This is a genomic window from Pantoea agglomerans (genome assembly GCF_021397715.1).
Classification (GTDB): Bacteria; Pseudomonadota; Gammaproteobacteria; order Enterobacterales; family Enterobacteriaceae; genus Pantoea; species Pantoea astica.
Genome location: NZ_CP090207.1, coordinates 3,049,050 through 3,074,397, shown reverse-complemented (window position 1 = coordinate 3,074,397; position 25,348 = coordinate 3,049,050). Strand labels below are relative to the sequence as shown.

28 protein-coding genes are annotated in these 25,348 nt (G+C 56.6%); 11 read left to right on the top strand and 17 right to left on the bottom strand.

Annotation, left to right across the window (positions count from 1 at the left end; genetic code table 11):
• Positions 1-261 precede the first annotated feature (261 nt).
• Both LZU96_RS14585 and LZU96_RS14580 read left to right on the top strand, forming a co-directional pair.
• Positions 262-729 carry an RcnB family protein gene (locus tag LZU96_RS14585; RefSeq protein ID WP_233984945.1) on the top strand — a complete coding sequence of 156 codons (468 nt, stop codon included), beginning with the start codon at positions 262-264 and terminating at the stop codon, positions 727-729.
• Between the two features lie 128 nt (positions 730-857).
• Positions 858-1,694: a Cof-type HAD-IIB family hydrolase gene (locus LZU96_RS14580; protein WP_233988209.1), complete on the top strand. Its 837-nt coding sequence runs from the start codon at positions 858-860 to the stop codon at positions 1,692-1,694.
• 72 nt (positions 1,695-1,766) lie between these two features.
• Here the strand turns inward: LZU96_RS14580 and LZU96_RS14575 are convergent, their stop codons facing one another.
• The gene (locus tag LZU96_RS14575) at positions 1,767-2,915 is read right to left on the bottom strand and encodes an iron-containing alcohol dehydrogenase (protein ID WP_233984944.1); all 1,149 of its coding nucleotides are present in this window, start codon (positions 2,913-2,915) and stop codon (positions 1,767-1,769) included.
• Between the two features lie 292 nt (positions 2,916-3,207).
• Here LZU96_RS14575 and gntT point away from each other — a divergent pair, with 292 nt between their 5' ends.
• The gene (gene gntT, locus LZU96_RS14570; protein WP_233984943.1) at positions 3,208-4,524 is read left to right on the top strand and encodes a gluconate transporter; all 1,317 of its coding nucleotides are present in this window, start codon (positions 3,208-3,210) and stop codon (positions 4,522-4,524) included.
• 55 nt (positions 4,525-4,579) lie between these two features.
• Here the strand turns inward: gntT and LZU96_RS14565 are convergent, their stop codons facing one another.
• The 3 genes from LZU96_RS14565 to LZU96_RS14555 form a co-directional block, all read right to left on the bottom strand.
• Positions 4,580-5,662 (bottom strand): malate/lactate/ureidoglycolate dehydrogenase, encoded by a 1,083-nt coding sequence (locus LZU96_RS14565; RefSeq protein WP_293001415.1) that lies wholly within the window; start codon positions 5,660-5,662, stop codon positions 4,580-4,582.
• 129 nt (positions 5,663-5,791) lie between these two features.
• Complete coding sequence (locus LZU96_RS14560; RefSeq protein WP_094119617.1) at positions 5,792-6,037, bottom strand: hypothetical protein; 246 nt, start codon at positions 6,035-6,037, stop codon at positions 5,792-5,794.
• 649 nt (positions 6,038-6,686) lie between these two features.
• Positions 6,687-6,998 (bottom strand): hypothetical protein, encoded by a 312-nt coding sequence (locus LZU96_RS14555; RefSeq protein WP_233984941.1) that lies wholly within the window; start codon positions 6,996-6,998, stop codon positions 6,687-6,689.
• A 340-nt stretch (positions 6,999-7,338) separates the two neighbouring features.
• On the opposite strand from LZU96_RS14555, the gene cspE reads away from it, so the two are divergent.
• On the top strand, positions 7,339-7,548 hold the full coding sequence (gene cspE, locus LZU96_RS14550) for a transcription antiterminator/RNA stability regulator CspE (RefSeq protein WP_006118399.1): 210 nt from the start codon (positions 7,339-7,341) through the stop codon (positions 7,546-7,548).
• 225 nt (positions 7,549-7,773) lie between these two features.
• Positions 7,774-8,205: a GNAT family N-acetyltransferase gene (locus LZU96_RS14545; RefSeq protein WP_233984940.1), complete on the top strand. Its 432-nt coding sequence runs from the start codon at positions 7,774-7,776 to the stop codon at positions 8,203-8,205.
• On the opposite strand, the gene LZU96_RS14540 is transcribed toward LZU96_RS14545, so the two are convergent.
• Positions 8,183-9,538, bottom strand: a complete 1,356-nt coding sequence (locus tag LZU96_RS14540; protein ID WP_233984939.1) for a PLP-dependent aminotransferase family protein — start codon at positions 9,536-9,538, stop codon at positions 8,183-8,185. The two genes, LZU96_RS14545 and LZU96_RS14540, sit on opposite strands and share 23 nt — an antisense overlap.
• 129 nt (positions 9,539-9,667) lie before the next feature.
• On the opposite strand from LZU96_RS14540, the gene LZU96_RS14535 reads away from it, so the two are divergent.
• The 6 genes from LZU96_RS14535 to tatE all read left to right on the top strand — a co-directional run bounded on the left by LZU96_RS14535 (position 9,668) and on the right by tatE (position 14,363).
• Positions 9,668-10,633 (top strand): ABC transporter substrate-binding protein, encoded by a 966-nt coding sequence (locus LZU96_RS14535; RefSeq protein WP_233984938.1) that lies wholly within the window; start codon positions 9,668-9,670, stop codon positions 10,631-10,633.
• The gene (locus tag LZU96_RS14530; protein WP_233984937.1) at positions 10,633-11,421 is read left to right on the top strand and encodes a deaminated glutathione amidase; all 789 of its coding nucleotides are present in this window, start codon (positions 10,633-10,635) and stop codon (positions 11,419-11,421) included. The genes LZU96_RS14535 and LZU96_RS14530 overlap by 1 nt, the downstream gene beginning before the upstream one ends.
• A gap of 23 nt (positions 11,422-11,444) precedes the next feature.
• Complete coding sequence (locus LZU96_RS14525; protein ID WP_233984936.1) at positions 11,445-12,332, top strand: ABC transporter substrate-binding protein; 888 nt, start codon at positions 11,445-11,447, stop codon at positions 12,330-12,332.
• The gene (locus LZU96_RS14520; protein WP_233984935.1) at positions 12,329-13,285 is read left to right on the top strand and encodes an amino acid ABC transporter permease; all 957 of its coding nucleotides are present in this window, start codon (positions 12,329-12,331) and stop codon (positions 13,283-13,285) included. The genes LZU96_RS14525 and LZU96_RS14520 overlap by 4 nt, the downstream gene beginning before the upstream one ends.
• Entirely contained in the window at positions 13,282-14,052 is a 771-nt protein-coding gene (locus tag LZU96_RS14515; protein ID WP_233984934.1) for an amino acid ABC transporter ATP-binding protein, read from the top strand. Before LZU96_RS14520 ends, LZU96_RS14515 begins: the two co-directional genes overlap by 4 nt.
• A gap of 107 nt (positions 14,053-14,159) precedes the next feature.
• Positions 14,160-14,363: a twin-arginine translocase subunit TatE gene (gene tatE, locus LZU96_RS14510; protein WP_094119626.1), complete on the top strand. Its 204-nt coding sequence runs from the start codon at positions 14,160-14,162 to the stop codon at positions 14,361-14,363.
• Positions 14,364-14,470: 107 nt separating this feature from the next.
• On the opposite strand, the gene lipA is transcribed toward tatE, so the two are convergent.
• From lipA to lptE, 12 genes are all read right to left on the bottom strand, one after another.
• The gene (lipA, locus tag LZU96_RS14505) at positions 14,471-15,436 is read right to left on the bottom strand and encodes a lipoyl synthase (protein WP_094119627.1); all 966 of its coding nucleotides are present in this window, start codon (positions 15,434-15,436) and stop codon (positions 14,471-14,473) included.
• A gap of 169 nt (positions 15,437-15,605) precedes the next feature.
• Positions 15,606-16,265 carry a lipoyl(octanoyl) transferase LipB gene (gene lipB, locus LZU96_RS14500; protein ID WP_233984933.1) on the bottom strand — a complete coding sequence of 220 codons (660 nt, stop codon included), beginning with the start codon at positions 16,263-16,265 and terminating at the stop codon, positions 15,606-15,608.
• 81 nt (positions 16,266-16,346) lie between these two features.
• Positions 16,347-16,610 (bottom strand): DUF493 family protein YbeD, encoded by a 264-nt coding sequence (ybeD, locus tag LZU96_RS14495; RefSeq protein ID WP_094119629.1) that lies wholly within the window; start codon positions 16,608-16,610, stop codon positions 16,347-16,349.
• A 99-nt stretch (positions 16,611-16,709) separates the two neighbouring features.
• A complete protein-coding gene (gene dacA, locus LZU96_RS14490) occupies positions 16,710-17,921 on the bottom strand; it encodes a D-alanyl-D-alanine carboxypeptidase DacA (protein WP_031377759.1) in 1,212 nt (403 codons plus the stop codon).
• 123 nt (positions 17,922-18,044) lie between these two features.
• Entirely contained in the window at positions 18,045-19,121 is a 1,077-nt protein-coding gene (gene rlpA, locus LZU96_RS14485; RefSeq protein ID WP_233984932.1) for an endolytic peptidoglycan transglycosylase RlpA, read from the bottom strand.
• Positions 19,122-19,131: 10 nt separating this feature from the next.
• Entirely contained in the window at positions 19,132-20,244 is a 1,113-nt protein-coding gene (gene mrdB, locus LZU96_RS14480) for a peptidoglycan glycosyltransferase MrdB (RefSeq protein ID WP_233988208.1), read from the bottom strand.
• Positions 20,245-20,252: 8 nt separating this feature from the next.
• Complete coding sequence (gene mrdA, locus LZU96_RS14475; RefSeq protein ID WP_233984931.1) at positions 20,253-22,157, bottom strand: peptidoglycan DD-transpeptidase MrdA; 1,905 nt, start codon at positions 22,155-22,157, stop codon at positions 20,253-20,255.
• Positions 22,158-22,191: 34 nt separating this feature from the next.
• Complete coding sequence (rlmH, locus tag LZU96_RS14470; RefSeq protein ID WP_031377197.1) at positions 22,192-22,662, bottom strand: 23S rRNA (pseudouridine(1915)-N(3))-methyltransferase RlmH; 471 nt, start codon at positions 22,660-22,662, stop codon at positions 22,192-22,194.
• A 3-nt stretch (positions 22,663-22,665) separates the two neighbouring features.
• Positions 22,666-22,983, bottom strand: coding sequence for a ribosome silencing factor (gene rsfS, locus LZU96_RS14465; protein ID WP_233984930.1), 318 nt, complete (start codon positions 22,981-22,983; stop codon positions 22,666-22,668).
• A 92-nt stretch (positions 22,984-23,075) separates the two neighbouring features.
• Positions 23,076-23,720 (bottom strand): nicotinate-nucleotide adenylyltransferase, encoded by a 645-nt coding sequence (nadD, locus tag LZU96_RS14460; RefSeq protein WP_233984929.1) that lies wholly within the window; start codon positions 23,718-23,720, stop codon positions 23,076-23,078.
• The gene (gene holA, locus LZU96_RS14455; protein ID WP_233984928.1) at positions 23,713-24,744 is read right to left on the bottom strand and encodes a DNA polymerase III subunit delta; all 1,032 of its coding nucleotides are present in this window, start codon (positions 24,742-24,744) and stop codon (positions 23,713-23,715) included. Before holA ends, nadD begins: the two co-directional genes overlap by 8 nt.
• Entirely contained in the window at positions 24,741-25,340 is a 600-nt protein-coding gene (lptE, locus tag LZU96_RS14450; RefSeq protein WP_233984927.1) for an LPS assembly lipoprotein LptE, read from the bottom strand. Before lptE ends, holA begins: the two co-directional genes overlap by 4 nt.
• Positions 25,341-25,348: the final 8 nt, after the last annotated feature.

Below are 25,348 nucleotides of genomic sequence, written 5' to 3'. Positions count from 1 at the left end.
CTGAAGCCGTCAGCGGCGATCGGGTTTCGCCGCTGGCCGCCATCCCGCCATTGGGTTTCGGCCTGCTCGTTACGCTGTTCGGGTTAATAAGGCGTCTGGCAAAAATGGAGCAAAATCGGGTTACTGTTAAGAAAGCGATAAGTAAGCGTAATAGTGTGTAAGTTACCGTTTTTTAAGACTTTTACTGATGCTGATGCGTCATATTATTGCCACTATGATGCTCAACGGTGCCTGAATAGCCGTTTCTTCGGAGGCAGTACCATGAAAAAAACAACGTTAACACTTATCGCTTCACTTTTTGCATGCAGCACCCTGTTTTCTCACACCGCACTGGCGGATGGCCCGGGCGACGATCATGGTCAGCGCTGGCAGCAGGGCGGTCAATCGCACGCTGACAATCATGGTCAGGGACAAGGTCGGGGCAACGGTCACGACAACGGCAAGGGGCACGATCGTGCCGATAATGACCGACATAATAACGACCGGCACAACGATGGCCGGCGCGATGAGCGCGATCACTTTGCCTGGAACGGTCACGATTTCCGCCGCGGCCATGCGATCCCGTCGGAATATCGCGGCGATCGCTATCGCATCAACGACTGGCACGACCGGGGCTTACGTGAACCGCCTCGTGGCGAACACTGGGCCTACATTGACGGTAACTATGTGCTGATTGCGGCCGCGACCGGCATTATTACCTCGCTGATCCTGAGTAGCGCGCTGCACTAAGTCACCGAACTCAGCTCCCGACCAGGGTGTGACGGATGGCAATCGCCATCCGTCACACTTTCCGTTTTGCCGCGCCAGCAGCTATCCTGACAGTCCACTCAGAAAACCTTCGCGTGTAAGGAGTCATGATGACGACGGTTAAGATGGTTGCGGTAGATATGGATGGCACCTTTCTGGATGACCAGAAGCAGTACAATCGATCCCGCTTTCTCGCCTGCTATCAGCAGCTCACCGCCCGTGACATTAAATTTGTCGTCGCCAGCGGCAATCAGTATTACCAGCTCAAATCATTTTTCCCGGAGATCGCCAGCGACATCGCCTTTGTGGCGGAGAACGGCGCGTGGATTATCGATCGTGATGAAGAGCTGTTCTGCGGTGCCTTTGAACGTCGCGATGTGAAAGCAGTAATCGATACCCTGCAAAACGGTCACTATCCCGGCCTGCGTTATCTGCTGTGTGGACGTAACAGTGCTTATTACTTTGATGGCATGGAAGAGAGCTGGCTGGTTAAGATGCGGCACTACTGTCACCGCCTCAGGCCTATTCACCAGCTGGATGAGACGGGCGACGATCGGCTGTTCAAATTCGCGCTGAATCTGTCAGATGACTACATCGAACCGCTGATGGCGGATATCGAACATCTGCATCAGGGCAAGGTGGCGGCGACGTCCAGCGGACACGGCTCCGTTGACCTGATTGTGCCGGGTCATCACAAAGCCAACGGCCTGAATCTGCTGGCGCAGCGCTGGGGGATCAGCCACGACCAGGTGCTGGCGTTTGGCGATGGCGGCAACGATCTGGAGATGCTGAAACAATCGGGCTTCAGCTTTGCCATGGCCAACGCGCCGGATCGGGTTAAACAGGCGGCCCGCTATCTTGCGCCTGCCAACAATCAGCAAGGGGTGTTACAGGTGATTGAGCAGATGCTGGCAGGCGAGGGGCCGTTCGCTTCTCCGGCGGGCTGACGCGCAGCCGGTCGCGCCTGGCTGCGGCGTTGCCGTGCTGCGGCTGCGGAGCAGCTAATCCCTTTGCATGGATCAGTCGGTGAGCGTCCACGCCTCTGCAAGCATGGCGTGCATCTGTTCGCGACTGTAATTCACCAGCGAATTTTTACTGTTTGCGCGCGCCAGCACCCATTCGGCTTCTGCCGTGGTCAGGGTGGGGCCATCGCGCCAGAACGGGGTAATCGCCCGCTGTTGCAGCCACTGCTTCAGGAAGCGTGCCGGTGAATCGGTCGGCTCGCTGAACAGCTGCGGATGCAGCTCATCCATCAAGGCGCGCTGCTGCGGATGGTGGCTGTCGGCCAGCTGGTCGAGGAACGGAAACAGCAGGCGTCCGCACACTTCACCGTGGTGAAACGGTTTGATCGCCCCCAGTTCACCGGCAATCCCATGAATGACGCCCAGCCCGGCGCTGCTCAGACTGACGCCGCCCAGCCAGGAGGCCATCATCATCGCCTCGCGTGCCCGATCGCCTTCGGCATCATGCCGGTTGAGATCCGGCCAGGCCTGAACAAACTGGCGCAGGCCGGTCAGCGCCAGCTGGCGGGTAAACAGATTGCCTTTGCCTGAAAGCCAGGCCTCAAACAGATGGGTGAAGGCATCAATGCCGCAGGTCGCCAGTACGTGATCGGGAGCGCCTTTCAGCAGATCGGGATCGAGAATCGCCACCTGCGGCACAAAGACCGGATGGCGCAGCGAGGCTTTGACCTGGATATCGCGCTGATCGGTGACCACCGCATTTTGCGTTACTTCACTGCCGGTACCGGCGGTGGTCGGCACCGCAATCAGCGGCAGCGTCACCGGCTGCACCGGCGTGTCGCCCACTTTCTCCAGATAACGCGCGGTCGGCAGCGGATGCTGCATCATCGCACTGAAGGCTTTGGCAGCATCCAGCACGCTGCCGCCGCCAATCGCTACCACGCGGTCAACGTGTCCACGCCAGCGCGCGACCCAGCCATCAATCTCTGCGGGTGAGGCTTCATGACTGACAATTTCGTAGCCAATAATCTGCTGATTAAGCTCTGCTTTCAGGCGGTCATAGGCCGGTCCCTGCAAAAACGATTGTCCGCAAAACAGCAGGGTGGGCAGCGACTCCGCCGCCAGCATCGGCACCAGCTTATCCAGACTGCCGCGTCCAGACAGGGGTCGTTGATTACCGTACAGCTCACTCAGATTCTCACTCACCAGCGCATCCTTTTACATTTTCGCTAAAATCTGAGTGTAACGAAAAGCGCGCCGCCTGCGCTGGCAATCTTTCTGATAACGCATTTGCAAAAAGTTGATCACCTTCGCAAAACAGAAATTCACTGGCGGCGGGGTGGTGCTTTCCTGCGCATGTTACCCTTAACATGTTATCGGTAACAGCGGTTGTCGGAATGTTAAAAATTCTTACAGGCGCACTGTTTTGTAGCCCTCAGGGGATGATGATAACAAACCGGCACTGAACGCCGTTCAGTGCGCAAGGTGGAGAAAACCTATGCCATTACTCTATGTGGCGATTGGCGTCGCGTTACTGCTGCTGCTGATGATTCGCTTTAAGCTTAATGGATTTATCGCGCTGATTCTGGTGGCGCTGGCGGTCGGTGTGATGCAGGGCATGCCGGTCAACAAAGTGATTACGTCGATTAAAGCGGGCGTGGGCGGCACGCTCGGCAGCCTGGCGCTGATCATGGGCTTTGGTGCCATGCTCGGCAAGATGCTGGCTGATTGCGGGGGCGCGCAGCGCATTGCCACCACCTTAATCGAAAAGTTCGGCACAAAGCATATTCAGTGGGCGCTGGTGCTGACCGGCTTTATCGTCGGCTTCGCGCTGTTCTATGAAGTCGGTTTTGTTCTGATGCTGCCGCTGGTGTTTAGCGTGGCTGCCTCAGCGCGCGTGCCGCTGCTCTATGTCGGGGTGCCGATGGCGGCTGCGCTCTCAGTCACCCACGGTTTTTTACCGCCGCATCCTGGCCCGACCGCTATCGCCACGCTGTTCAATGCGGATATGGGCAAAACGCTGCTGTTCGGTACGCTGCTCGGCATTCCTACCGTGATTCTGGCGGGGCCGGTTTATGCCCGCTTCCTGAAAGGCATTGATAAACCGATCCCTCAGGGGCTCTACAACCCAAAAACCTTTACCGAAGCTGAGATGCCGGGATTTGGCGTCAGCGTCTGGACCTCACTGGTGCCGGTGGTGCTGATGGCGCTGCGCGCGGTCGCCGAAATGCTGCTGCCAAAAGGCCATGCGCTGCTGCCTTACGCCGAGTTCTTCGGCGATCCGGTGATGGCGACGCTGATTGCGGTACTGATTGCGATCTTCACCTTCGGTCTGAACCGTGGCCGCAGTATGGATCAGGTGATGGAGACCCTGAGCGATTCGATCAAAATCATCGCCATGATGCTGTTAATCATCGGCGGCGGCGGGGCCTTTAAGCAGGTACTGGTCGACAGCGGGGTGGATAAATATATCGCTAACATGATGCACTCTACCCAGCTGTCACCGATCTTTATGGCCTGGTCGATTGCGGCGGTACTGCGTATTGCGCTGGGGTCGGCAACCGTTGCGGCGATCACCGCGGGCGGCATCGTCGCACCACTGATTGTAACCAGCGGCGCCAGCCCGGAACTGATGGTGATTGCAGTCGGGTCGGGCAGCGTGATTTTCTCTCACGTCAACGATCCGGGCTTCTGGTTGTTCAAGGAGTATTTCAACCTGACTATCGGGGAAACCATTCGTTCGTGGTCAGCACTGGAAACCATCATTTCGGTCTGTGGCCTGATCGGGTGCTTACTGCTGTCGATGGTCATCTGACCGGCAGCCGCTGGCAGCGTGTCTGCCAGCGGCTGGCTGTGTTAACCGGCCTGCGTCATACCGCCAGTGCGCGGAAAGCCGCCAGCTCCGCCTCTGACATCCCCGCCTCACGCGCGGCCTGGCAGATCTGCTGCCAGCTGGTGCTGTCCAGCGGAATCCCTTCACGATCGCGTGCGATACGATTAGCCTCTTCCCACTCACCCGGAACCTGTATCGGCGCATCGCCGCTGCGGGGTGACGCTTTCACCCAATCAATAAACGCTTCCGCCTCATCCTGCATCGCGGGTGCATCAAACGCGTCGGGATTAAGAATGATGGTGGTCATACAGTTAAAGATGGCGTCATTGCCGCTCTGCAACGTGGCCTGATGGGTTGTCCGTCCGCCCGACAAGGCGCCGCCAAATATTTCACACAGCGTCGCCAGCGCGTAGCCTTTGTGCAGCCCAAAGGGCAGCAGAGAGCCATAAGGTGACTGGTGCATCACGCCAGGATCGGTGGTGGGCTGGCCCTGCGCGTCGATCAGGTAACCTGGCGCGACCGCTGTGCCTTTGTTCCACGCGACGCGGGTTTTGCCATAGGCGATGCCGCTGGTAGCGAAATCAAGCAGCAGCGGGCGGGCATGTGGACGCGGAAAGATGGCACAGAATGGATTGGTGCCGAAGCGGCGATCGCTGCCGCCAAACGGCGCCACCATCGGGTCGCCCATCACGTTGACGAAGTGGAAAGAGACGAAGCCGGCCGCTGCACACTGCTCCGCCCAGTGACCAATACGACCAATGTGATGCGAATGATGAAGGCCGACCGCGGCGATGCCCAGTTTCTGCGCCCGTTCAATGCCGAGCTTCATCGCTTCCCAGGCCGCGACCTGACCGAAGCCCTGATGGGCGTTCAGCGTCAGCACGGCACCGCTGTCTTTATCGAGCGTAGGGCGCTGATTCAGTCGAAGATGCCCCTGTTTCAGTGATGCCATGTAACTAGGGATCATCCCGACGCCGTGCGAATCGTGTCCGGCCAGATTGGCGGCCACCAGGTGATCGGCCACCAGGCGTGCCTCTTCCGGCTGGCTACCGGCAGCGAGCCAGATAGCTTCGGTGAACTGATGCAGCCGGGCGGCATTAATAGAGTGTAGGGTGCTCACGATGTTCTCCTTTTCAGTGGGATAGTTCATCCTGGGTCGAAAAAGGCAACACGGCAAGTGCGATTACGGGCAGGAAAAGGGCCGCGAAATGCGGCCCGCTGTCTTGATAACAGGATGAGGCTGAACGCCTTAATGTGGCTGTTCAAAACCTGCTTTAATCATCTGTTCCCGCAGCGCACGCGCAATCTCGCGGTTGCCGCCAGTGACCGGATAAATCACGTTATTCACCACATCATCAAGATAATGCTCCTCGAACTCCTGCATCGTGAGTTGGGTGCCGCCTTCATCGTTGATGGCGAAAGAACCTTTGATGTGGTCGCCGCTATTTTTTGCCTTGAGGCTATAGCGGCCCATGCTGGTATTAATCGTGCTCATAAGATCTCCTTGCTAAGCATATTCAGGTCTTAACCAATGAGGCCCGCCTTGCCGGTTAAATTTTAGCCAGGATTTTTCTGTAAAACGAAAAGCGGCGAGCGGTAAAATCCGCAGTTGCGATCTCACTCTCAGAATTTCGATAAAAACCGCCTGAATCCGACAAGGGCGGCGGGGCGATCAGGGGAAGCGGCAAAGGGTTTTATTTTGGCTATACTCTTTATGGGAAAGGTTTTTTTACTGGTGAGGGAGAAGGAAATGAAAATTATTCTGTGGATTATTGCCATCATTTTTATCGTGGGACTGTTAACCCTGACAGGGGTGTTTAAACTGATTTTCTGATCGCGCTTTTCGGCTTCAGCGGGCACCTTGATCAGGTGCCCGACACATTTTTATGCTGGCCAATCAGGCAATGGGTGATTGGGTCCATACGCGTCTCTGGCAGCAAATCTTTTACTCCCAGCCGCTTTTTACAATGTGCACAGCAGGCTCCATGAAAAGTGAGAGGCTCCCCATCCCGTTCAGTGAAAACAAACCGGGCACTCCCGCACTGGCTGCAGCGAATTTTCATTACCATCCTGACTCTCCTCCCCCTTTAGTAACAATCCGTTGAGTTAGTGCGCGATCGATACCACAGGTAAACGTTCCTTATTTATTTCCTGACAATATTATCGCGCCGTTCGCAGCAAAAAATAGTGTCTTGTGGCGAGCGTTGTTTGTTGCCAAATGCGAATCGAATGGCAAAAAAAGCACTTCTTTGATTTAAATCAATGTTTATTGTCGACTGCCTGAAATGCAGCCAGATAGCCGGCTGAAGCGGGGTTGCTGGGCCTGAGGGGTTGATCTGACTCAGTAAAAAAGCAGATTTAATTATCTGAAAATCACCCGAGGTGGTCAGTAGCGGGCAAATTTTTTTGGTCTGATGACTCGCTGGGTTAAAAAAAGCTGGCAAATGCGTTGGCATTGTTTTTCACTACCCGCTAAAAAAGGGCGCGATGAGCGCTTTTTTGCTGTCAAAGGGCTAAAGTCAGAACGGCAGGAATTTTCTGGTTAGCGTAAGCAGTCCAATTACTTTTGATGCAAAAAGAATCCGGATTCCAGTGAGTTAACGGATTTTACCGGTTAAAATCACCGGCCCTGGAAGCGGTTTTTTCGCAAGGCAAAAAGTGGAAAAGTGTGATGCGTAAGCAGAAAGTCGAAATTTATCACTTTTTCATCAAATGACACTGGACAAATCTCTCCGCAATTGCTGTACTAGATGGCGACACAGTTTAGTGTCCATTTTTCATGTAAAGGTAATATAGATGTCTAAGATCAAAGGTAACGTTAAGTGGTTTAATGAATCCAAAGGATTCGGTTTCATTACTCCTGAAGATGGCAGCAAAGATGTATTCGTACATTTCTCTGCAATCCAGAGCAACGGCTTCAAAACTCTGGCTGAAGGTCAGCGCGTTGAGTTTGAAATCACCGACGGCGCGAAAGGCCCATCTGCTGCTAACGTTATCAGTCTGTAAGTTAACAGTCAGAATTCTAAAAACCCGCCTGATGGCGGGTTTTTTTATGGTAAAAATCACCTGAAAACTCCCTTCATTGCCCGCTGTGCCACTCGCTACGCCGCACAAACTGCGCGACGCTTCACAATAAATCCTCGTAACATAATCATAACAACCTTACTTGCAGCTTTTTCTTGTCCAACGCTATATAACAGAGCGACAGGACCAGGCTATTGAGGAAACAGGATGAACATACGTCAGGCGGATTTAAAAGACAGTTTTGCCTTGAGTGCCTTACTGAGTGAGCTGGGCTACGGCGGCACGGAAAATTTCATTGAGCAGCGCCTGGCGCAGTTAAGCAGCGATCCCAGCGAAGCGCTGCTGGTGGCGGAGTTCGGCAATCAGGTGCTCGGTTTTTTATCAATGCACTTTATTCCACAGCTGGCACTGGCCGGCGATTTTGCCCGCATCAGCTACTTCTGTATCGCTGAAGGCGAACGCAGTAAAGGCGTCGGCCAGCAGCTGTTACAGCACGCTGAATCACTGGCGGCACAGCGCGGTTGCGATCGGATGGAAGTGCATTGCCATCACTCCCGCCTCAAGGCGAATCAGTTTTACGCCCGTGAAGGCTACGTTGAATCGCCACGCTATCACGTTAAAGATCTGCCCGCGCGTTAGCTTCACGGCCGGAAGCGATAACCAGTGCCTCGGCTATCATCTCCCGTTGTTCATCCCTGAGGCTGGCAATGCTGACGCGGATAAACTGCGTGGTGCCCAGGCTGCAGCGCTCACCCGGTAACACGGCGATACCGCGTGCCGCCAGGGTGATCATGGCAAACTGCTCTGAAGCGACCGGGATATAGAGGCTAAGCCCATCCTGTGGCGGCAACAGAAGTCCGCGCTGCGCCAGTGCTTGCCGCAACTGCTCGCGTCGCTGATGATAAACGTCCCGCGCGCTGGCGACCTGCTGCTGCGTCGTTTCATCTTCCAGCAGCCACGCTACCGCATCCTGTAATATCCGGCTGGTCCAGCTGACACCAAAGTTTCGCCACGCCTGGATGCGTTTTACCATCTCTGCGGTGGCCGACAGTACCGCCAGACGCAAATCGGGGCCGTAGGCTTTAGAAAACGAGCGGACATGCAGGGTTCGCTCGGGAAACTGCGATCCCAGACTCCAGCCCGCTGCGGCGGAAAGATCCCCAATCCCATCGTCTTCCACAATCAGCGTGCTGCTGTTCGCCAGTAGCTGGGCCAGCGCCTGACGTCGTCCGACACTGATGGTGCGCCCGGTAGCCGAATGGGTACGTGGCTGATAGATCATCATCACCGGCGCACGGGTGAGCAGCTGACTTAACACCTCAGGCAAAGGTCCCTCCGCATCGCAGGCCAGCGGCAAAATTTCAGCGCCCACGTTATCCAGCATATCGAGCAGGCGAGTGGCTGTCGGGTCTTCGATGATCACCCGATCGCCGGGTGAAACCAGCGTCTGTACCAGCAGATTCATCGCATCGAAACCCCCATCGGTTGCCAGAAAGGCTTCCGCCGCATAGGGCCAGCGCGGCGTGACCGCCTGCAACAGCGGGGCGGAAATCGGCTCACGAACGTAGCTATTCAGTTGAGGCGACCGCAACGCCGCCTGTAGCGCATTGTGCAGGTCAGGTAACAAGGCGGGATCGGGAGAGGCCATCGCCAGATCGGCGCGAATGTGTTCGCCATAGTTGCCGATCTTTTCAAAGCGGATCGGCCGCGGCATCACGGTGTTGCCACTGACCCAGACGCCACTGCGGCCTTTTCCCGCTAGCACTTTATGCTGCCTTAGCCGCGACCAGGCAGCGGAAACGGTTGCCGGGCTGACACCCAGCCGCTCCGCAATATCCCGTACCGCCGGCATCTGCATGCCGACGGCGATCTCACCGTCGCGAATCAGGCGGGATGCCGTTTGGGCGATGCCTTTTACCGACGGGGTTGTTATCTGACTACAGAACCACTCTGGATCGATCATTTGCGTCATAAGAAAATACTTTGTTCAGTAACAAATTAATGATTGTTCAGCTCAGTATTCCGGATCTAGTATCAAATTCAAGCACTATTTGAGCTATCAACCCACCCGGCTTCACGGCACGACGTAAACGGAGAGATCATGGCAAGGCTGAGTATCAGACTGGCAGTGCGCGACTGGGACTATTTCACCCCACTGGCGCTGGGCGATATCAAACCGGACAATTTTGATCTGCACATCGACCGCGTCGGCACGCTGGTGAACGATCTCGCCACCAGCCCCGATTACGATGCGGGAGAGGTGTCGTTCAGCCGCTACGCCCAGGCGCGGGCCAGAGACGATGATGCTCTGCTCGGTATCCCGCACTTCCTGATGCGCGGTTTTCGCCAGCGCTGCATTATCACTACCGCCGACAGTCCCATCACCACGCCTGCAGAGCTGAAGGGCAAAAGCATCGGTGTTACCGGCTGGCAGGATTCGGGCAACACCTGGACGCGCACGGTACTGCGCGAAGCGGGAGTAGACATTGACGACGTTCGCTGGTTTGCCGGGCGACTGACCGCCGATCATCCGATTGTCGATCGGCTGGCCGGATTTGGCCGGCCAGGCCGGATAGAGCCAGCGCCGGGCGAGCGTCCTCTGATTGAGCTGCTGAAAGCGGGAGAGCTGGATGCGGTCTTTACCCCGTTTATGCCGGAAGGTTTTTTCCTGCCGGCGTCCGGTCTGCGTCAGCTCCAGCCGGACTTCTATCAGGCCGAGCGGGCCTACTTTCATCGCGTCGGTTACGTGCCCGGCATTCATATTCTGGCGTTAAAACCGGCGCTGGCGGCACAGCATCCGTGGCTGCCTGCCGCTCTGAGTGAAGTCATCGATCGTTCCTACGCGCTATGGATGCAAAAACGAGAGAAATATGCCGATACCACGCCGTGGCTGCTGGACGATCTGCGACGCACCGCGCAGGAATTACCGGCCGGCTGGAATCAGAATGGTTTTACCGCTAATAGAAAGATGATTGCGGATTTTGCCCGTGAACTGTTCCAGCAGGGACTCACCCACAAATTACTGACGCCGGAAGCGATGTTTCCGCTGGCAGGAGGAGAGAAATAATGAAAGTTGCGATGGGACAATTTGCGGTCAACCGTGAATGGCAGGAGAACGCCACACTCTGTCTGGATTTAATGCAGCGCGCCGCCGCTGGCGGGGCCGATCTGCTGGTGCTGCCGGAAGGGGTGCTGGCGCGGGATATTGCCGATCCCGATTTAGTGCTGAAAGCCGCACAACCGCTGGATGGCCCATTTCTCACCCAACTGCTGGCAGCCAGTGAGAATAACGATCTGACCACCATGATGAGCGTGCATGTTCCCACTGAACAGCAGAAAGCGCTCAACGTACTGATCGCTATCCGCAACGGGAAAATCATTGCCGCTTATGAAAAATTGCATCTCTACGATGCCTTTGCGATGCAGGAGTCACAGCGGGTCAATCCGGGACATGTCATCCCGCCGCTGGTTGAGGTCGCGGGGATGAAAGTCGGCCTGATGACCTGTTATGACGTACGTTTCCCGGAGCTGGCCCGCCGGCTGGTGCTGGATGGCGCGGACCTGCTGGTGTTGCCTGCTGCGTGGGTAAAAGGGCCGCTGAAAGAGATGCACTGGGAGCTGCTGACCCGCGCCCGTGCGCTGGAGAATACCTGCTACATGGTGGCGGTAGGCGAGTGTGGCCCGCGCAATATCGGTAACAGCCTGGTGGTCGATCCGCTTGGTGTTGTCATCGCGAATGCGGCTGAATCGCCAGCGCTGATGTTTGCCGAGCTCGATCCTGAACGCGTGGCCTATGCCCGCCGCGTGCTGCCGGTGCTGGAGAATCGTCGTTTCGCCCGTCCCGAACTGAACTGACCCCTGATCCTGGAGGACGAACCATGACTAACAGAGTGACCGCCTTAACGCTGGCGCTGGGACTGACCGCAGGCCTGGCGCAGGCTGCCGACATCCTTCCGACCCAGACGGTCGATCAGGCTTTACACGATCGTTTGCCGGAACAGATCAAACAAGCGGGACGGATGATTTCCGTCAATAACGGCTCGTTTCCGCCCTATGAGATCGTCAATGGCCCGCACTCAATGGAGGGCGCATCGGCGGATCTCACTACTGCACTGTCGCAGCTGCTGGGCGTGAAGATCGATCATGCCACGGTGAGTGGCCTGTCCGGCGTGCTGACCGGGATTAACGCGGGCCGCTATCAGCTGGCCATCGGCCCGATTGGCGATTATCCGGATCGCCAGCAGAAGGTCGATTTTATCGATTTTGTGCAGGAGTTTGTGGTGTTTGGCGTACAGAAGGGCAATCCGGCGCAGATCAATCAGCTTGAGGATACCTGTGGCAAACGCATTGCGGTGATGGCGGCGGGATCGGCGGAACAGGTGATACGCCAGCAATCCGCCCGCTGTACGGCCGCCGGAAAACCGGCGGTCACGGTGCAGGCCTTTACCGATCAGCCGTCGTCGATTCTGGCGGTGCGCTCGAAACGTTCGGATGCTTTTTTCTCTTCACAGGCGCCACTGACCTGGTTTGTTAATCAGGCCAAAGGTCAGCTCGAACTGTCAGGCAAAGGACAGAAAAACGGCTTTGGTGACATTTTCCAGGGAACCGTGGTGCCGAAGGGATCACCGCTAGGTGGCGTGGTTCTCGATGCCTATAAGGTGCTCTATCAGAACGGTACCTATGCCGCCATCATGAAAAAATGGCAGCTGGAGGGCAACATGACCGCAGCGCCCGGGCTGAACCTGGCCAGACAGGAGGCGAAATGAGCCTGATTCGCCACGATTCGCCGATCAGGGAAGAGCGGCGCGATGAGGCGCAACTGCGCGACGTCGCTTTCGCCCGCAGCGCACCCGCCTATGGACGCTGGATCAGCTGGATTGTGGTGCTGGTGGTCGGCTCCAACCTGCTGTGGCTGGTGATGACCAACCCCAATTTTGAATGGCAGGTGGTGCTGAAGTGGTTCACTGAAGGCTCGGTGCTGAAAGGGTTACAGGTCACGCTGGGACTGACGGTGATCTCAATGGTGCTGGGCACGCTGCTGGGGCTGCTGTTAGGCGTCTGGCGGCTCTCTGATAACCGGCTATTGCGTGGCATCGCCGGGCTCTATATCTGGTTTTTCCGTGGCACGCCGCTGCTGGTGCAGCTGATCTTCTGGTACAACCTTTCCACGCTGTTTCCCGCGCTGTCGCTGACGCTGCCGTGGACCGACATCACTCTGGCCAGCTGGAATACCAACGATCTGATCACTCCACTGACCGCCGCTATCGCCGGACTGGCGCTCAATGAAGCCGCTTATATGGCTGAAATTATTCGCGCCGGACTGCTGTCGGTGGATAACGGCCAGGTAGAAACCACCCAGGCATTTGGTATGAGCCGGGCGCGGGCGCTGCGACGAATTATTATTCCTCAGGCGATGCGGTCGATCATTCCGCCTACCGGCAACCAGCTGATCAGTATGATCAAGGCGACGTCGCTGGTCAGCGTGATTGCGATGGGCGATCTGCTCTACTCAGTCCAGGCGATCTACAACCGGACCTTTGAAATTATTCCGATGCTGATGGTGGCGGTTATCTGGTATCTGCTGATCACCTCAATCCTCAACCTCGGGCAATCCGCCATTGAGCGCTATTACGCGCGCGGTACCCGTCGGGTGACCAGCGTAGCGAAGCGCCCGTCGCCACGAAACAACAGCGTACCGCGACAGAAGGAGGAGCAATGAGCCAGACAGAACCGTTAGTCTGCGCGCGTAACGTGCAGAAGCGTTACGGCGACAATCAGGTGCTGAAGGGGATCGATCTTGATGTCTGGCCCGGTGAGGTGGTGGTGATCCTGGGACCGTCGGGATCGGGTAAATCGACCTTTCTGCGCTGCATCAACCATCTCGAAGAGATGAATGGGGGATCGATTCGGGTAGGTGATGAGCAGATTGGCTACGTGCTGAAACGCAATCTGCTGCACCGTTTGTCGCCGCGTCAGATCGCCCGTCAGCGGCAGAAGATTGGCATGGTGTTTCAGCAGTTCAATCTCTATCCGCACATGACGGTGCTGCAGAACATCATTGAAGCGCCCATTGGCGTCCATAAATTTCCGCGTCAGCAGGCGCTGGAACATGCCCGATCGTTACTGGCAACGGTGGGGCTGAGTGACAAGGCGGATGCCTGGCCGCGCCATCTGTCGGGCGGTCAGCAGCAGCGTGTGGCGATTGCGCGCGCGTTAGCCATTAAGCCGCAGCTGATGTTGTTTGATGAACCGACGTCGGCGCTGGACCCGGAACTGGTGGGCGAAGTGCTGGCGACGATGCGCACGCTGGCCGATCAGGGATTGACGATGATAGTGGTGACCCATGAGATCAGTTTCGCCCGTGAGGCGGCTGACCGGGTGGTGTTTATGGATGGTGGCGTGGTAGTGGAGCAGGGCACGCCAGCAGAGGTGATTGCTAATCCTCAGCATCCCCGCACTCAGGCATTTCTCAGCCGTTTTATCTGATACTGAGGCCAGTGCGATCTTACTCTGTTACAGATTGCAGTTGTCGCGGCAGGCAAACTGCGCGTAAATAACAGTCACCGTTATTCGCTGAAGTTGAAAGGTTAAATATGGAAGGTATCAGTATTGCCAAACTGCTGATCATCGGTGCGCTTATCGTACTGCTTTTTGGCACCAATAAGTTACGTTCTCTGGGTGGCGATCTGGGCTCCGCAATCAAGGGCTTCAAGAAAGCCATGAAAGATGAAGACACCAGCGCAACCCGGACCACGGCTGAAGACGTACCGGCCGATCGCGTCGTCCATAAAGATTAATCGGTTATTGGCTGATAATAACTGTTACTTTTTATGTCTGACCGGCATTAAAAAACCAGACTGCTGCCAGTCTGGTTTTTTTATCTTTGCCGATCAGCAGCGCGAGCTTATTTAACTTCCAGACCTTTCGCCTGCATATCCGCATGATAAGAAGAGCGGACAAACGGACCGCAGGCTGCATGGGTAAAGCCCATCGCCATCGCTTCTTCTTTCATCTCATCAAATTCCGCCGGGCTGACGTAGCGCTGAACCGGCAGGTGATGACGGCTGGGCTGCAGATACTGGCCGAGCGTCAGCATAGTCACGCCGTGACGACGCAGATCGCGCATCACTTCGACGATCTCTGCATTGGTCTCACCCAGACCCACCATCAGACCCGATTTGGTCGGAATATCAGGATGCGCTTCTTTAAAGCGCTCCAGCAGTTTCAGTGACCACTCATAGTTAGCGCCAGGACGAACCTGACGGTAGACGCGCGGCACGTTTTCCAGGTTGTGGTTAAACACATCCGGCGGCGTAGCGGTCAGAATTTCCAGCGCGCGATCCATCCGGCCACGGAAGTCAGGCACCAGGGTTTCAATTTTAATGGTCGGATTCTTTTCACGGATCGCACTGATGCAGTCGGCAAAGTGCTGAGCACCGCCATCACGCAGATCGTCACGGTCAACCGAGGTGATCACCACGTAACGCAGACCCATATCAGCGATGGTCTGTGCCAGTTTGCCCGGCTCGTTTGCATCGGGTGCGTTAGGCCTGCCATGCGCCACGTCGCAGAATGGGCAACGGCGGGTACAGATCGCGCCGAGGATCATAAAGGTGGCGGTGCCGTGGTTGAAGCATTCAGCAAGGTTAGGGCAGGAGGCCTCTTCACAGACCGAGTGCAGCCCATTTTTTCGCATCGCGGCTTTAATGCCCTGAATACGACTGGAGTCAGCAGGCAGCTTGATTTTCATCCATTCCGGCTTACGCAACATCTCTTGCCGTTCAACGGCCACGGTTTTCACCGGGATCAGCGCCATTTTGTCTGCGTCACGATATTTGACGCCGCGTTCCATCTGAATTGGTTTACTCATAAATCAGCAGGTTCCGGTCGGATTGCGATTTGAAAGCGTTCTCACTCAACCCGAGAAGGGTGCTTTCAACTTTATTTGAAAAAAGTGCAAAAATTATATCATCTCATCGCCCCGGAAGCAGCCACCGTCAGCGCGGATAAGTTACATATTTGTAAATTCGCATTCAGCGTTAAGGCTGAAGCGGCAAATCTTCCTCTGACCATTCAACATTTTCATAACCTGTCAGACGGGCAAATGCGTCAACCAGCGGGGCCTGAACCTGTTCCAGCCGGATGTCTGGCTGAAACTGCTGCAGCTGGGTCATGCTCATGCCCGCATAGCCACAGGGATTGATTCGCGAAAAGGGTGCAAGGTCCATGGCGACATTCAGCGCCAGACCGTGAAACGAGCAGCCTTTACGGATCCGCAGCCCGAGTGAACAGATTTTTTGTTCACCCACATAGACGCCAGGCGCGTCGGCGCGCGCGCGGGCATTGACGCCAAATCCGGCCAGGGTAGCAATCACCGTCTCTTCCAGCGCGGTTACCAGCTGGCGTACGCCTAGCTTGCGGCGCTTGATATCAATCAGCACGTACATCACCTGCTGGCCCGGTCCATGATAGGTGACCTGGCCGCCACGGTCGCTCTGCACCACCGGAATATCGCCGGGCATCAGCAGATGCTCCGCTTTTCCTGCCTGGCCCTGGGTAAATACCGCAGGATGTTCCACCAGCCAGATCTCATCGCGACTCAGGCTGTCGCGCTGGTCGGTATAGTGATGCATGGCGTCGGAGACGGATTGCCAGTCGCGTAAACCTGACCGGCGGACGAGAAGGGTTTCAACTGACAAAACGATGACCCGCTTTAACAAATTAAGCTGAGAATAACGTCGGCAAACCGTCCGGGTAAGACGCTTCGCCGACTCTGCAAATCAGAGCACCATGCGTACGATTTCGATCTGGCCCAGCTCTTCGTACAGGCGTTCAACCTGCTCGATGTGGGTGGCGGTAATGGTGATGTTTACGGAGTGATAGTTGCCCTTGCTGCTCGGCTTGACTTCAGGACTGTAGTCGCCGGGCGCATGGCGTTGCACCACTTCAACCACTTGATCAACCAGCTCCGGTTGCGCCAGACCCATTACTTTGTAGGTAAACGGGGTAGGAAATTCGAGCAGTTCATTCAGTTTGGTTTTCATATTGACTCCGGTGCATAAAAAAAGACTCCCGCCTGAGCGGGAGCATCATAATAACCTGTAATGGGGGCGATGGGGTGACTTTTCAACCACCCACTACGCTTAGCCGAACCAGTGATGGAACATCAGTTTGATGTAGTCCACGATGCGGCTGAAGAACCCGCCTTCCTGAATCTCATTTAACACCACCAGCGGACGCTGTTCGATGGTTTTGCCATCCAGCTGGAAGTTAATGCTGCCGACGACCTGATTTTTCTTCAGCGGCGCGTGCAGCTCGGTGTTGTTGAGCACATAACTGGCTTTCAGATCTTTCATCCGGCCGCGCGGAATCGTCAGGTAGGCATCTTTCTCAACGCCGAGCTGGACGCGATCGTTGTCGCCAAACCACACCGGCTCAGAGGCGAACTCTTTGCCCGCTTTCAGCGGTGCGACAGTTTCAAAGAAGCGGAAGCCCCACGTCAGCAGTTTTTTGCTTTCGGTTTCGCGGCCTTTGTAGGTGTGACCGCCCATTACCGCGGAGATCAGACGCATCTGGCCTTCGGTAGCTGAAGCCACCAGGTTGTAACCGGCCGCATTGGTGTGACCGGTTTTAATGCCATCCACGTTCAGGTTGGTATCCCACAGCAGACCGTTACGGTTCATCTGGCGGATATTGTTGAAGGTGAACTCTTTCTCTTTATAAACAGCGTACTCTTCCGGCACGTCGCGGATCAGCGCCTGACCAATCAGCGCCATGTCGCGCGCCGAGCTGTACTGACCTTCGGCATCCAGACCGTGTACCGTCTGGAAATGGGTATTCTGCAGGCCAATCGCTTTGACGTAGTTGTTCATCAGATTAACGAACGCATCCTGGCTGCCGGCGACATAGTCAGCCATGGCGACACAGGCGTCGTTACCCGACTGCAGCACAATCCCACGCGTCAGCTGTGAAACCGGAACCCGATCGCCCGGCTTGAGGAACATCAGCGATGAACCTTTAAACACCGGATTACCGGTGGCCCAGGCATCCGGACCAACGGTGACCAGATCGTCCTGATGGATTTTGCCCGCTTTGACTGCCTGGCCAATCACGTAGCTGGTCATCATTTTGGTCAGACTGGCCGGATCGCGACGGGCATCGGCATTCTTTTCCGCCAGCACTTTGCCCGAGTTGTAGTCGATAAGGACATACGCTTCGGCATCAATGTCCGGTACGCCCGGAATCATGGTCTTGAGATTGACGTCATCAGCAATAGCGGCATGGCTGAGAGAGAAGGCGATCAGTGATCCCACTGTCAGGCGTTTCAGCAAACGAGATGATTTCAGCGTGTTCATGTGTAGGACTACAACATCCGTGGTTTTGAGGTTAAGTAAATCATTCATCATACCCAATGGCCGTCTGGACCGCATCGGGCAGGATGATTGGGTTGTTAGCAGACGTAACGGTAAACCGTTCAATCAGCGACGCGTACTGGTAATAAATGAGGCCGTCTGGCCATCACTGCTCAGACGCTGTTGCAACGCGGCCGCTTCGGCACGGGTCGGATAACCGCCGAGCTGGACGCGATAGACATTGCCCGCGGTTTCCACCGTGCCGGGCACGCCATAACGCTGGCTCAGGCTTTTCATCAGTTGCTGCGCCCGCGCCGGATCGTTCAGCGCGCCGACCTGCACCACATAGCCACCAGCGGCTGGGCTGGCAGTCGGTGCCGCGCTGGCTTCTGCGGCTGCCGGTGCGGCCGTCACCGCAGGCGCGGCGGCGGGTTCATTGCCTTCCAGCACGCCGGTGGCTAACGGCTGAGGTGCGCCGAGGAAACCACTGCTCTGTACCGGTGCGCCCATGTTGTCACTGCTCTGCAACGTGCTGTTGCTGATCGCCTCGACGTTTTGCGGTGCAGGCTGGGAAGCTGCGGCGCTGCCGCTGTTCATCACGGCACCTCCGCTGAGATCCGGGCGGGCCGGCAGGGAATAGCTCTGTTTCGCGACCACCGTTCCGATGGTGCCGGGACCGGAAAGCGTCCCATCCGGCGCGACCTTAATGTAATCAACGCGGACCCGTGAATTATTGGAGATATTGAGGCGATCCCCTGCGGCGCGCGACAGGTCGATGATACGGCCTGGCGTATAAGGGCCGCGATCGTTAACCCGCACCACAATCTGGCGACCATTAGCGATGTTGGTGACGCGCACATAGCTCGGCAGCGGCAGCGTAGGGTGCGCGGCGGTGAGCGCATCCGGATCATAGGCTTCGCCGGTAGCGGTGCGATTGCCTTGGGCTTCTTCGCCGTACCAGGTGGCGAGGCCCACTTCACTGTAGTTCGACGGATCTTTAATGATGCGGTAGTTTTTGCCGTTGACGCTGTAATCCTGGCTGGTGCCAGGATTAATCGGCTCATAGCGTGGCTCAACGCCTGGAATCTCCACCACCGGGCCATTATAAGCCGGTTGTGGCGGCGCGGTATTTTGGGGTTCCGGCGTGGTACAGGCTGCCAGAACCAGTGATGCCAGTGCAACGCCAAGCCATTCCTTACGCATCTGCTGCCTCTTAAACACTTTTAGATAACATTTTTCGGTGAGTATGGATCGACATCACAATGCCAAATCCCGCCATGAGCACGATAAGCGCGGAGCCGCCATAACTGACCAGCGGCAACGGCACGCCAACTACCGGTAAGATACCACTAACCATGCCAATGTTAACGAAAACATAAACGAATAAAATCAGCATTAAACCGCCGGCCATTACCCGACCAAAGGTGGTTTGCGCCCGGGCTGCCACGATCAAACCGCGCATGATCAGCAGCAGATAGAGCGCCAGCAGAACCAGCACGCCCACCAGCCCTAACTCTTCGGCCAGCACGGCAAAAATAAAGTCAGTGTGGCGCTCCGGCAAAAACTCCAGCTGTGACTGGGTGCCCTGCAGCCAGCCTTTGCCCCGCAGCCCGCCAGAGCCAATCGCAATTTTCGACTGAATAATATGGTAACCGGCGCCCAGCGGGTCGCTTTCCGGATCGAGCAGCATCATCACGCGGTCACGTTGATAGTCGTGCATCAGGAAGAACCACAGAATCGGGATAAAGGCCGCCACCAGCAGCACCGCGACGCCAATCAGTTTCCAGCTCATGCCGGACAGGAACAGCACAAACAGTCCCGAAGCGGCAATCAGGATCGAGGTGCCGAGATCGGGCTGCGCCGCCACCAGCAGAGTGGGCACAAAAATCAGGATCAGTGCGATACCGGTATTCTTCAGGGTTGGCGGGCAGACGTCACGGTTAATAAAGCGCGCCACCATCAGCGGCACGGCAATCTTCGCGATCTCCGACGGCTGAAAACGGACGATACCGAGGTCGAGCCAACGCTGCGCCCCTTTACTGATCTGCCCAAACGCATCCACCGCAATCAGCAAAATGACGCAGATGATATAGAGGTAGGGCGCCCAGCCTTCGTAGACGCGCGGCGGCACCTGCGCCAGCACAATCATGATCACCAGCCCCATCGCGATCTGACCGATTTTGCGTTCCATCATGCCCGGGTCCTGACCACTGGCGCTCCAGATCACCACGGCGCTGTAAATCAGCAGGCCGAGAATCACCAGCATAAACAGCGGATCAATATGGATGCGGGTCCAGATTGATCGTTTCTGCGGACTATCGTTCATCGACATGTTTATTCACCTTCATAGCCGGGCGGCGTGGGGGCGGCGTCCGGCAGGACAGTATTGTTATCACCTAACATGATGTGATCCAGAATCTGGCGCATAACGGTACCCACAGCCGGTCCGGCGCCGCCGTTTTCCAGGATAATGGTCACCGCGACCCGAGGCTTGTCATAGGGAGCAAACGCGGTCATCAGCTTATGGTCGCGTAATCGTTCGGCAATTTTATGTGCGTTATAGGTTTCATTCTCTTTCAGGCCAAACACCTGCGCCGTTCCCGATTTGGCGGCGATTTTATAGGGTGCGTCAGCAAAGCTCTTGTGCGCGGTGCCGTTAGGGCGATTAGCCACGCCATACATGCCGTCTTTGGCAATTTCCCAGTAGCCGGAATGAATGTCGCCAATCGGCGTGGCTGGCGGCTGGCGATAGGGCACCAGGGTGCGTCCTTCGCGGGTCGCGCGCAGCATGTGCGGCACCCTGATCACGCCGTCGTTAATCAGAATCATCATCGCTTTGTTCATCTGCAGCGGCGTCGCCGTCCAGTAACCCTGGCCGATGCCCACCGGGATGGTGTCGCCCTGATACCACGGCTTTTTAAAGCGTCTGAGCTTCCAGTCACGGGTTGGCATGTTACCGGCGCTCTCCTGCGGCAAATCGATGCCGGTACGGTTGCCGTAGCCAAACTTGTTCATCCATTCCGATAGCCGATCGATGCCCATGTCATAGGCAACCTGATAGAAGAAGGTATCGGCAGACTCTTCCAGCGCTTTGGTCACGTTCAGCCGGCCGTGGCCCCATTTTTTCCAGTCACGAAAACGCTTCTCAGAGCCCGGCAACTGCCACCAGCCCGGATCGAACAGGCTGGTATTGCGGTTAATGACGCCAGCACTTAGCGCAGAGACCGCCACATAAGGTTTCACCGTCGAGGCGGGAGGATAAGCGGCCTGAATGGCACGGTTATACAGCGGTCGGTTTTCATCGCTGAGCAGGCCGCGATAATCCTTGCTGGAGATACCGTCGACAAACAGGTTCGGGTCATAGCTGGGGGTGGAAACCATAGCGAGGATCTCGCCGGTACGCGGATCGCTGACCACCACGGCGGCGCGACTGCCGGTCAGCAGCGTTTCGATATACTGCTGCAGCTTCAGGTCGATGGTCAGGTAGATATCACGGCCCGCCTGCGGCGACTCTTCGTGCAACTGACGGATCACCCGGCCACGGTTGTTGACTTCAACCTCTTCAAAACCGGTTTTGCCATGTAGCAGATCTTCGTAATAGGCTTCAATGCCCAGCTTACCGATGTCGTGCGTGGCTGCGTAGTTCGGCCATTTCCCCTCTTTATCGAGGCGGGCGACGTCACGATCGTTAATTTTTGACACATAACCGACAACGTGCGTCAGGGTCTGGCCAAACGGGTAGTAGCGGCGCTGATAGCCTTTAACTTCAACGCCGGGAAAGCGGTACTGATTAACGGCAAAGCGCGCGACCTGCACTTCGTTCAGGCCAGTCTTCACCGGAATAGAGGTAAATCGACGCGAGCGTTTGCGCTCTTTTTGAAAGTTTTCGAGGTCGTCGTCGGTGAGTTCAAGAATCGGGCGCAGATTATCCAGCGTCTGCTGCAGATTATCGACTTTTTCCGGCACCAGTTCGGCCTGATAGATGGTGCGGTTCAGCGCCAGCGGCGTGCCGGTCCGGTCATAGATAATGCCGCGGCTGGGCGCAACCGGCACCAGCTTGATGCGGTTTTCGTTTGAGCGGGTGCTGTAATCGTCAAAGCGTAAAATTTGCAGGTGGTAAAGGTTAACCACCAGCACGGAGGAGAGCAGTAAGATCCCGACGAAAGCGATAAATGCCCGGCGGACAAAGAGTTTCTGTTCGGCACTGTAATCGCGAAAGGCGTTGCTTTGTAATTTCATCCGCTACTTGTCATGTCTGATGTGGGCTGATCGGTCATTCACGATGATAAGGATGATTTGTCGTTATGCTCCATGCACGATACAGGCTTTCGGCCACCAGCACGCGCACCAGCGGATGGGGCAGCGTCAATGCTGACAGTGACCAGCTCTGTTCGGCCGCCGCTTTACACGCCGGGGCCAGACCTTCAGGACCGCCAATCAACAGGCTGACATCGCGACCATCCAGCTTCCAGCGTTCAAGCTGCTGTGCCAGCTGCGGGGTTTCCCACGGATGTCCGGGAATATCCAGCGTCACGATGCGATTGCCTTTGCCGACCGCCGCTAACATCGCCTCACCCTCTTTTTCAAGGATGCGTTTAATGTCAGCATTTTTGCCGCGTTTACCTGCGGTGACTTCGGTCAGCTCCAGCGGCATATCTTTCGGGAAGCGGCGCAGATACTCCATAAAACCGGTCTGCACCCAGTCAGGCATTTTGGTGCCGACGGCAACAAGTTGCAGTTTCACCGGTTAGCCCCAGAGTTTTTCCAGCTCATACAGCTGGCGACTCTCTTCCTGCATCACATGCACGATGACATCACCGAGATCAACCACAACCCAATCTGCTGTGCTTTTGCCTTCAATGCCTAACGGCATCAGGCCAGCTAAACGCGACTCCTGCTCTACGTGTTCTGCGATAGAAGTCACATGACGCGTGGAGGTGCCGGTGCAGATGATCATGAAATCGGTGATGCTGGATTTGCCCTGAACGTCGATGGTGACAATGTCCTGGCCTTTGAGATCATCAATCTTATCAATAACGAACTCTTGGAGTGCTTTACCTTGCAAAAGGTTCCCCTCTAAAACTGGTGGTGACGAGCCGGCTGTAAGCCCGGATTATGCAGCCAAAAAATTAAGCGGCGCAGTATAGCATGCCCGGATCAGTCGCGATATAAGCCTGCGCGGTCGATATAATCGATAACCGCAGCGGGCAGCAGGTCGTCGCAGGATTGATGATGATGGCGACGGCGACGGATCTCGGTAGCGGAGATGTCAACCAGCGGCGTTTCTGCCAGCCAGATATGGCCAGCGGGCTGAAGATGGAGCTGTTGTACGTCGTGCGTCACATGCTGATCGAGCCAGCGCTGCATCTCTGGTGACGCCATCTGCGTCGGATAACCCGGCCGCTGGCACACCAGCAGATGACAGAGCGTCAGCAGATCCTGCCAGCGATGCCACTTTGATAAGCTGAGCAGCGAATCCTGACCGATGATAAAGCCCAGCGGTTGCCGGGCACCGCGCTCGGCACGCAGGTTTTCCAGCGTGGCCACGGTCCAGGAAGGCGTATCGCGCTTCAGTTCGCGGGTATCAATGTCAAACAGCGGCAAGTCGGCGATGGCGCAACGCAGCATATCGACCCGCTGATCCGCGCTGGCTTCCGGCTGCGGACGATGCGGCGGGACGTTGTTGGGCAACAGCGTGACTTTTTGCAGCCCGGTCTGCTGCGCCAGTGCTTCAACCGGACGCAGGTGGCCGAAATGAATCGGATCGAAGGTGCCGCCAAACAGCGCGTGTAACTCAGACATGGGCGAAGCTCGCGGGAAACGCGCGGCTGCTGAGCAGCAGCGTCAGGGTTTGCAGCTGCGGCCAGACCGGCTGGCCGTAATCCTGCTTTAAGGTGATCTCTATCTGACTCAGCAGATGAATAGCGCGTTGCAGACGCACCGCATCCAGCCGTTGCAGCGCCTCCGTGAACAGGGCACGGCGATTCTGCCAGATGCGCTGCTGATCCATCAGCGTACGCAGCGGCTGTTGTGTTTGATGGCGTTGCAGATGCAGCAGCGTCAGTAAGTCGCGTTGCAGAGTACGCAGCAGGATCACCACTTCGCTCTCTTCCCGCTCCAGCTGATGCAGGATATGCAACGCGCGGCGACTTTTGCCCGCCAGCACGGCATCAACCCAGTGGAAAGGGGTAAAGTGCGCCGCATCGCTGACCGCTTCTTCAACCCGTGGCAGCGTCAGTTTGCCATCCGGCCACTGCAGCGACAGCCGCTCCAGCGCCTGGGCCAGCGCCAGCAGATTGCCCTCATAGCAGTAGCACAGCAGCTGAATCGCCGCGTCATCTACCGCCAGTTTCAGCGCTTTGGCGCGGTTCGCCACCCAGCGCGGCAGTTGTGCCTGTTCCGGGGTCTGGCAGGGGACTAACACGGCGGAAGCGGAAAGGGCTTTAAACCAGGCGCTGTTTTCCTGCGCTTTGGTCAGCTTCGGCATCCGGCATATCAGCAGAATATCGGCATGCAGCAGTTGTGACAGCTTAACCAGCTGCTCAGCCATCGCGGCATTCGGGCCATTGTCGGGGAATTGCAGGGTGAGCGTCTGCCGCTGGGCAAACAGACTCAGCGACTGACAGCTGACGAACAGGCTCTCCCAGTCGGTCTGGGCATCAAGACTGACGCTGAAGTGCTCTTCAAAGCCCTGCGTGGTGGCGGCTGCCCGGATCGCGTCTGCGCTCTCCTGCAACAGTAAGGGTTCGTTACCGGCTAACAAATAACAGGCGCGCAGCCCCTCACGGAGCTGCGCGCTGAGTTGCTCAGGATAAATCCTGATCATTGCAGACTGGTGGCAGAGGAAGAAGGGACTTCCTCTGAGTCCTGACCCGGCACCGGAATCGTCGTCTGGCGCAGGGTGTCTTTATTGTTGAGCTGGGCGGCATGAACCGTCAGCAGCTTACGTACCAGCTGTTCGGCAGCACGCTGACGCATCTCCTGCGTAATCATGTCCTGCTCAGCATCTTTCGCCAGCGCCGCATTCGGGTTATCGAAGAACGAACGATAGACCGTGGTGCTGATCGGATAGATACCTTTGCCCGGCAACAACACCTGCGCGGTAATGGTCATCACCAGCTGGTACTCGGCGGCGGTACCAGTGATAAAGACCGACGCGGTATCGCGGCCCTGCAATTCGCTACCCAGACGCAGCGTCGGGATATCGGTGCGGTTCTGCTTGCTGTCCTCAACAATGCGCACATTGTTGATACGCAGCTGCTGACGAACGGTACGCGCCAGTGGCCCGTAAGGATCGCCGGTAGAAACAATCAGGGTTTTCAGTTCACTCGGCACCTGGGTGGTGCCGCGTGGATGAAAACCACAGCCAGCGGTGATCACCACCGCCAGCATGACAAACAACCTGATAATCGGATGTCGCACAGTTCCTC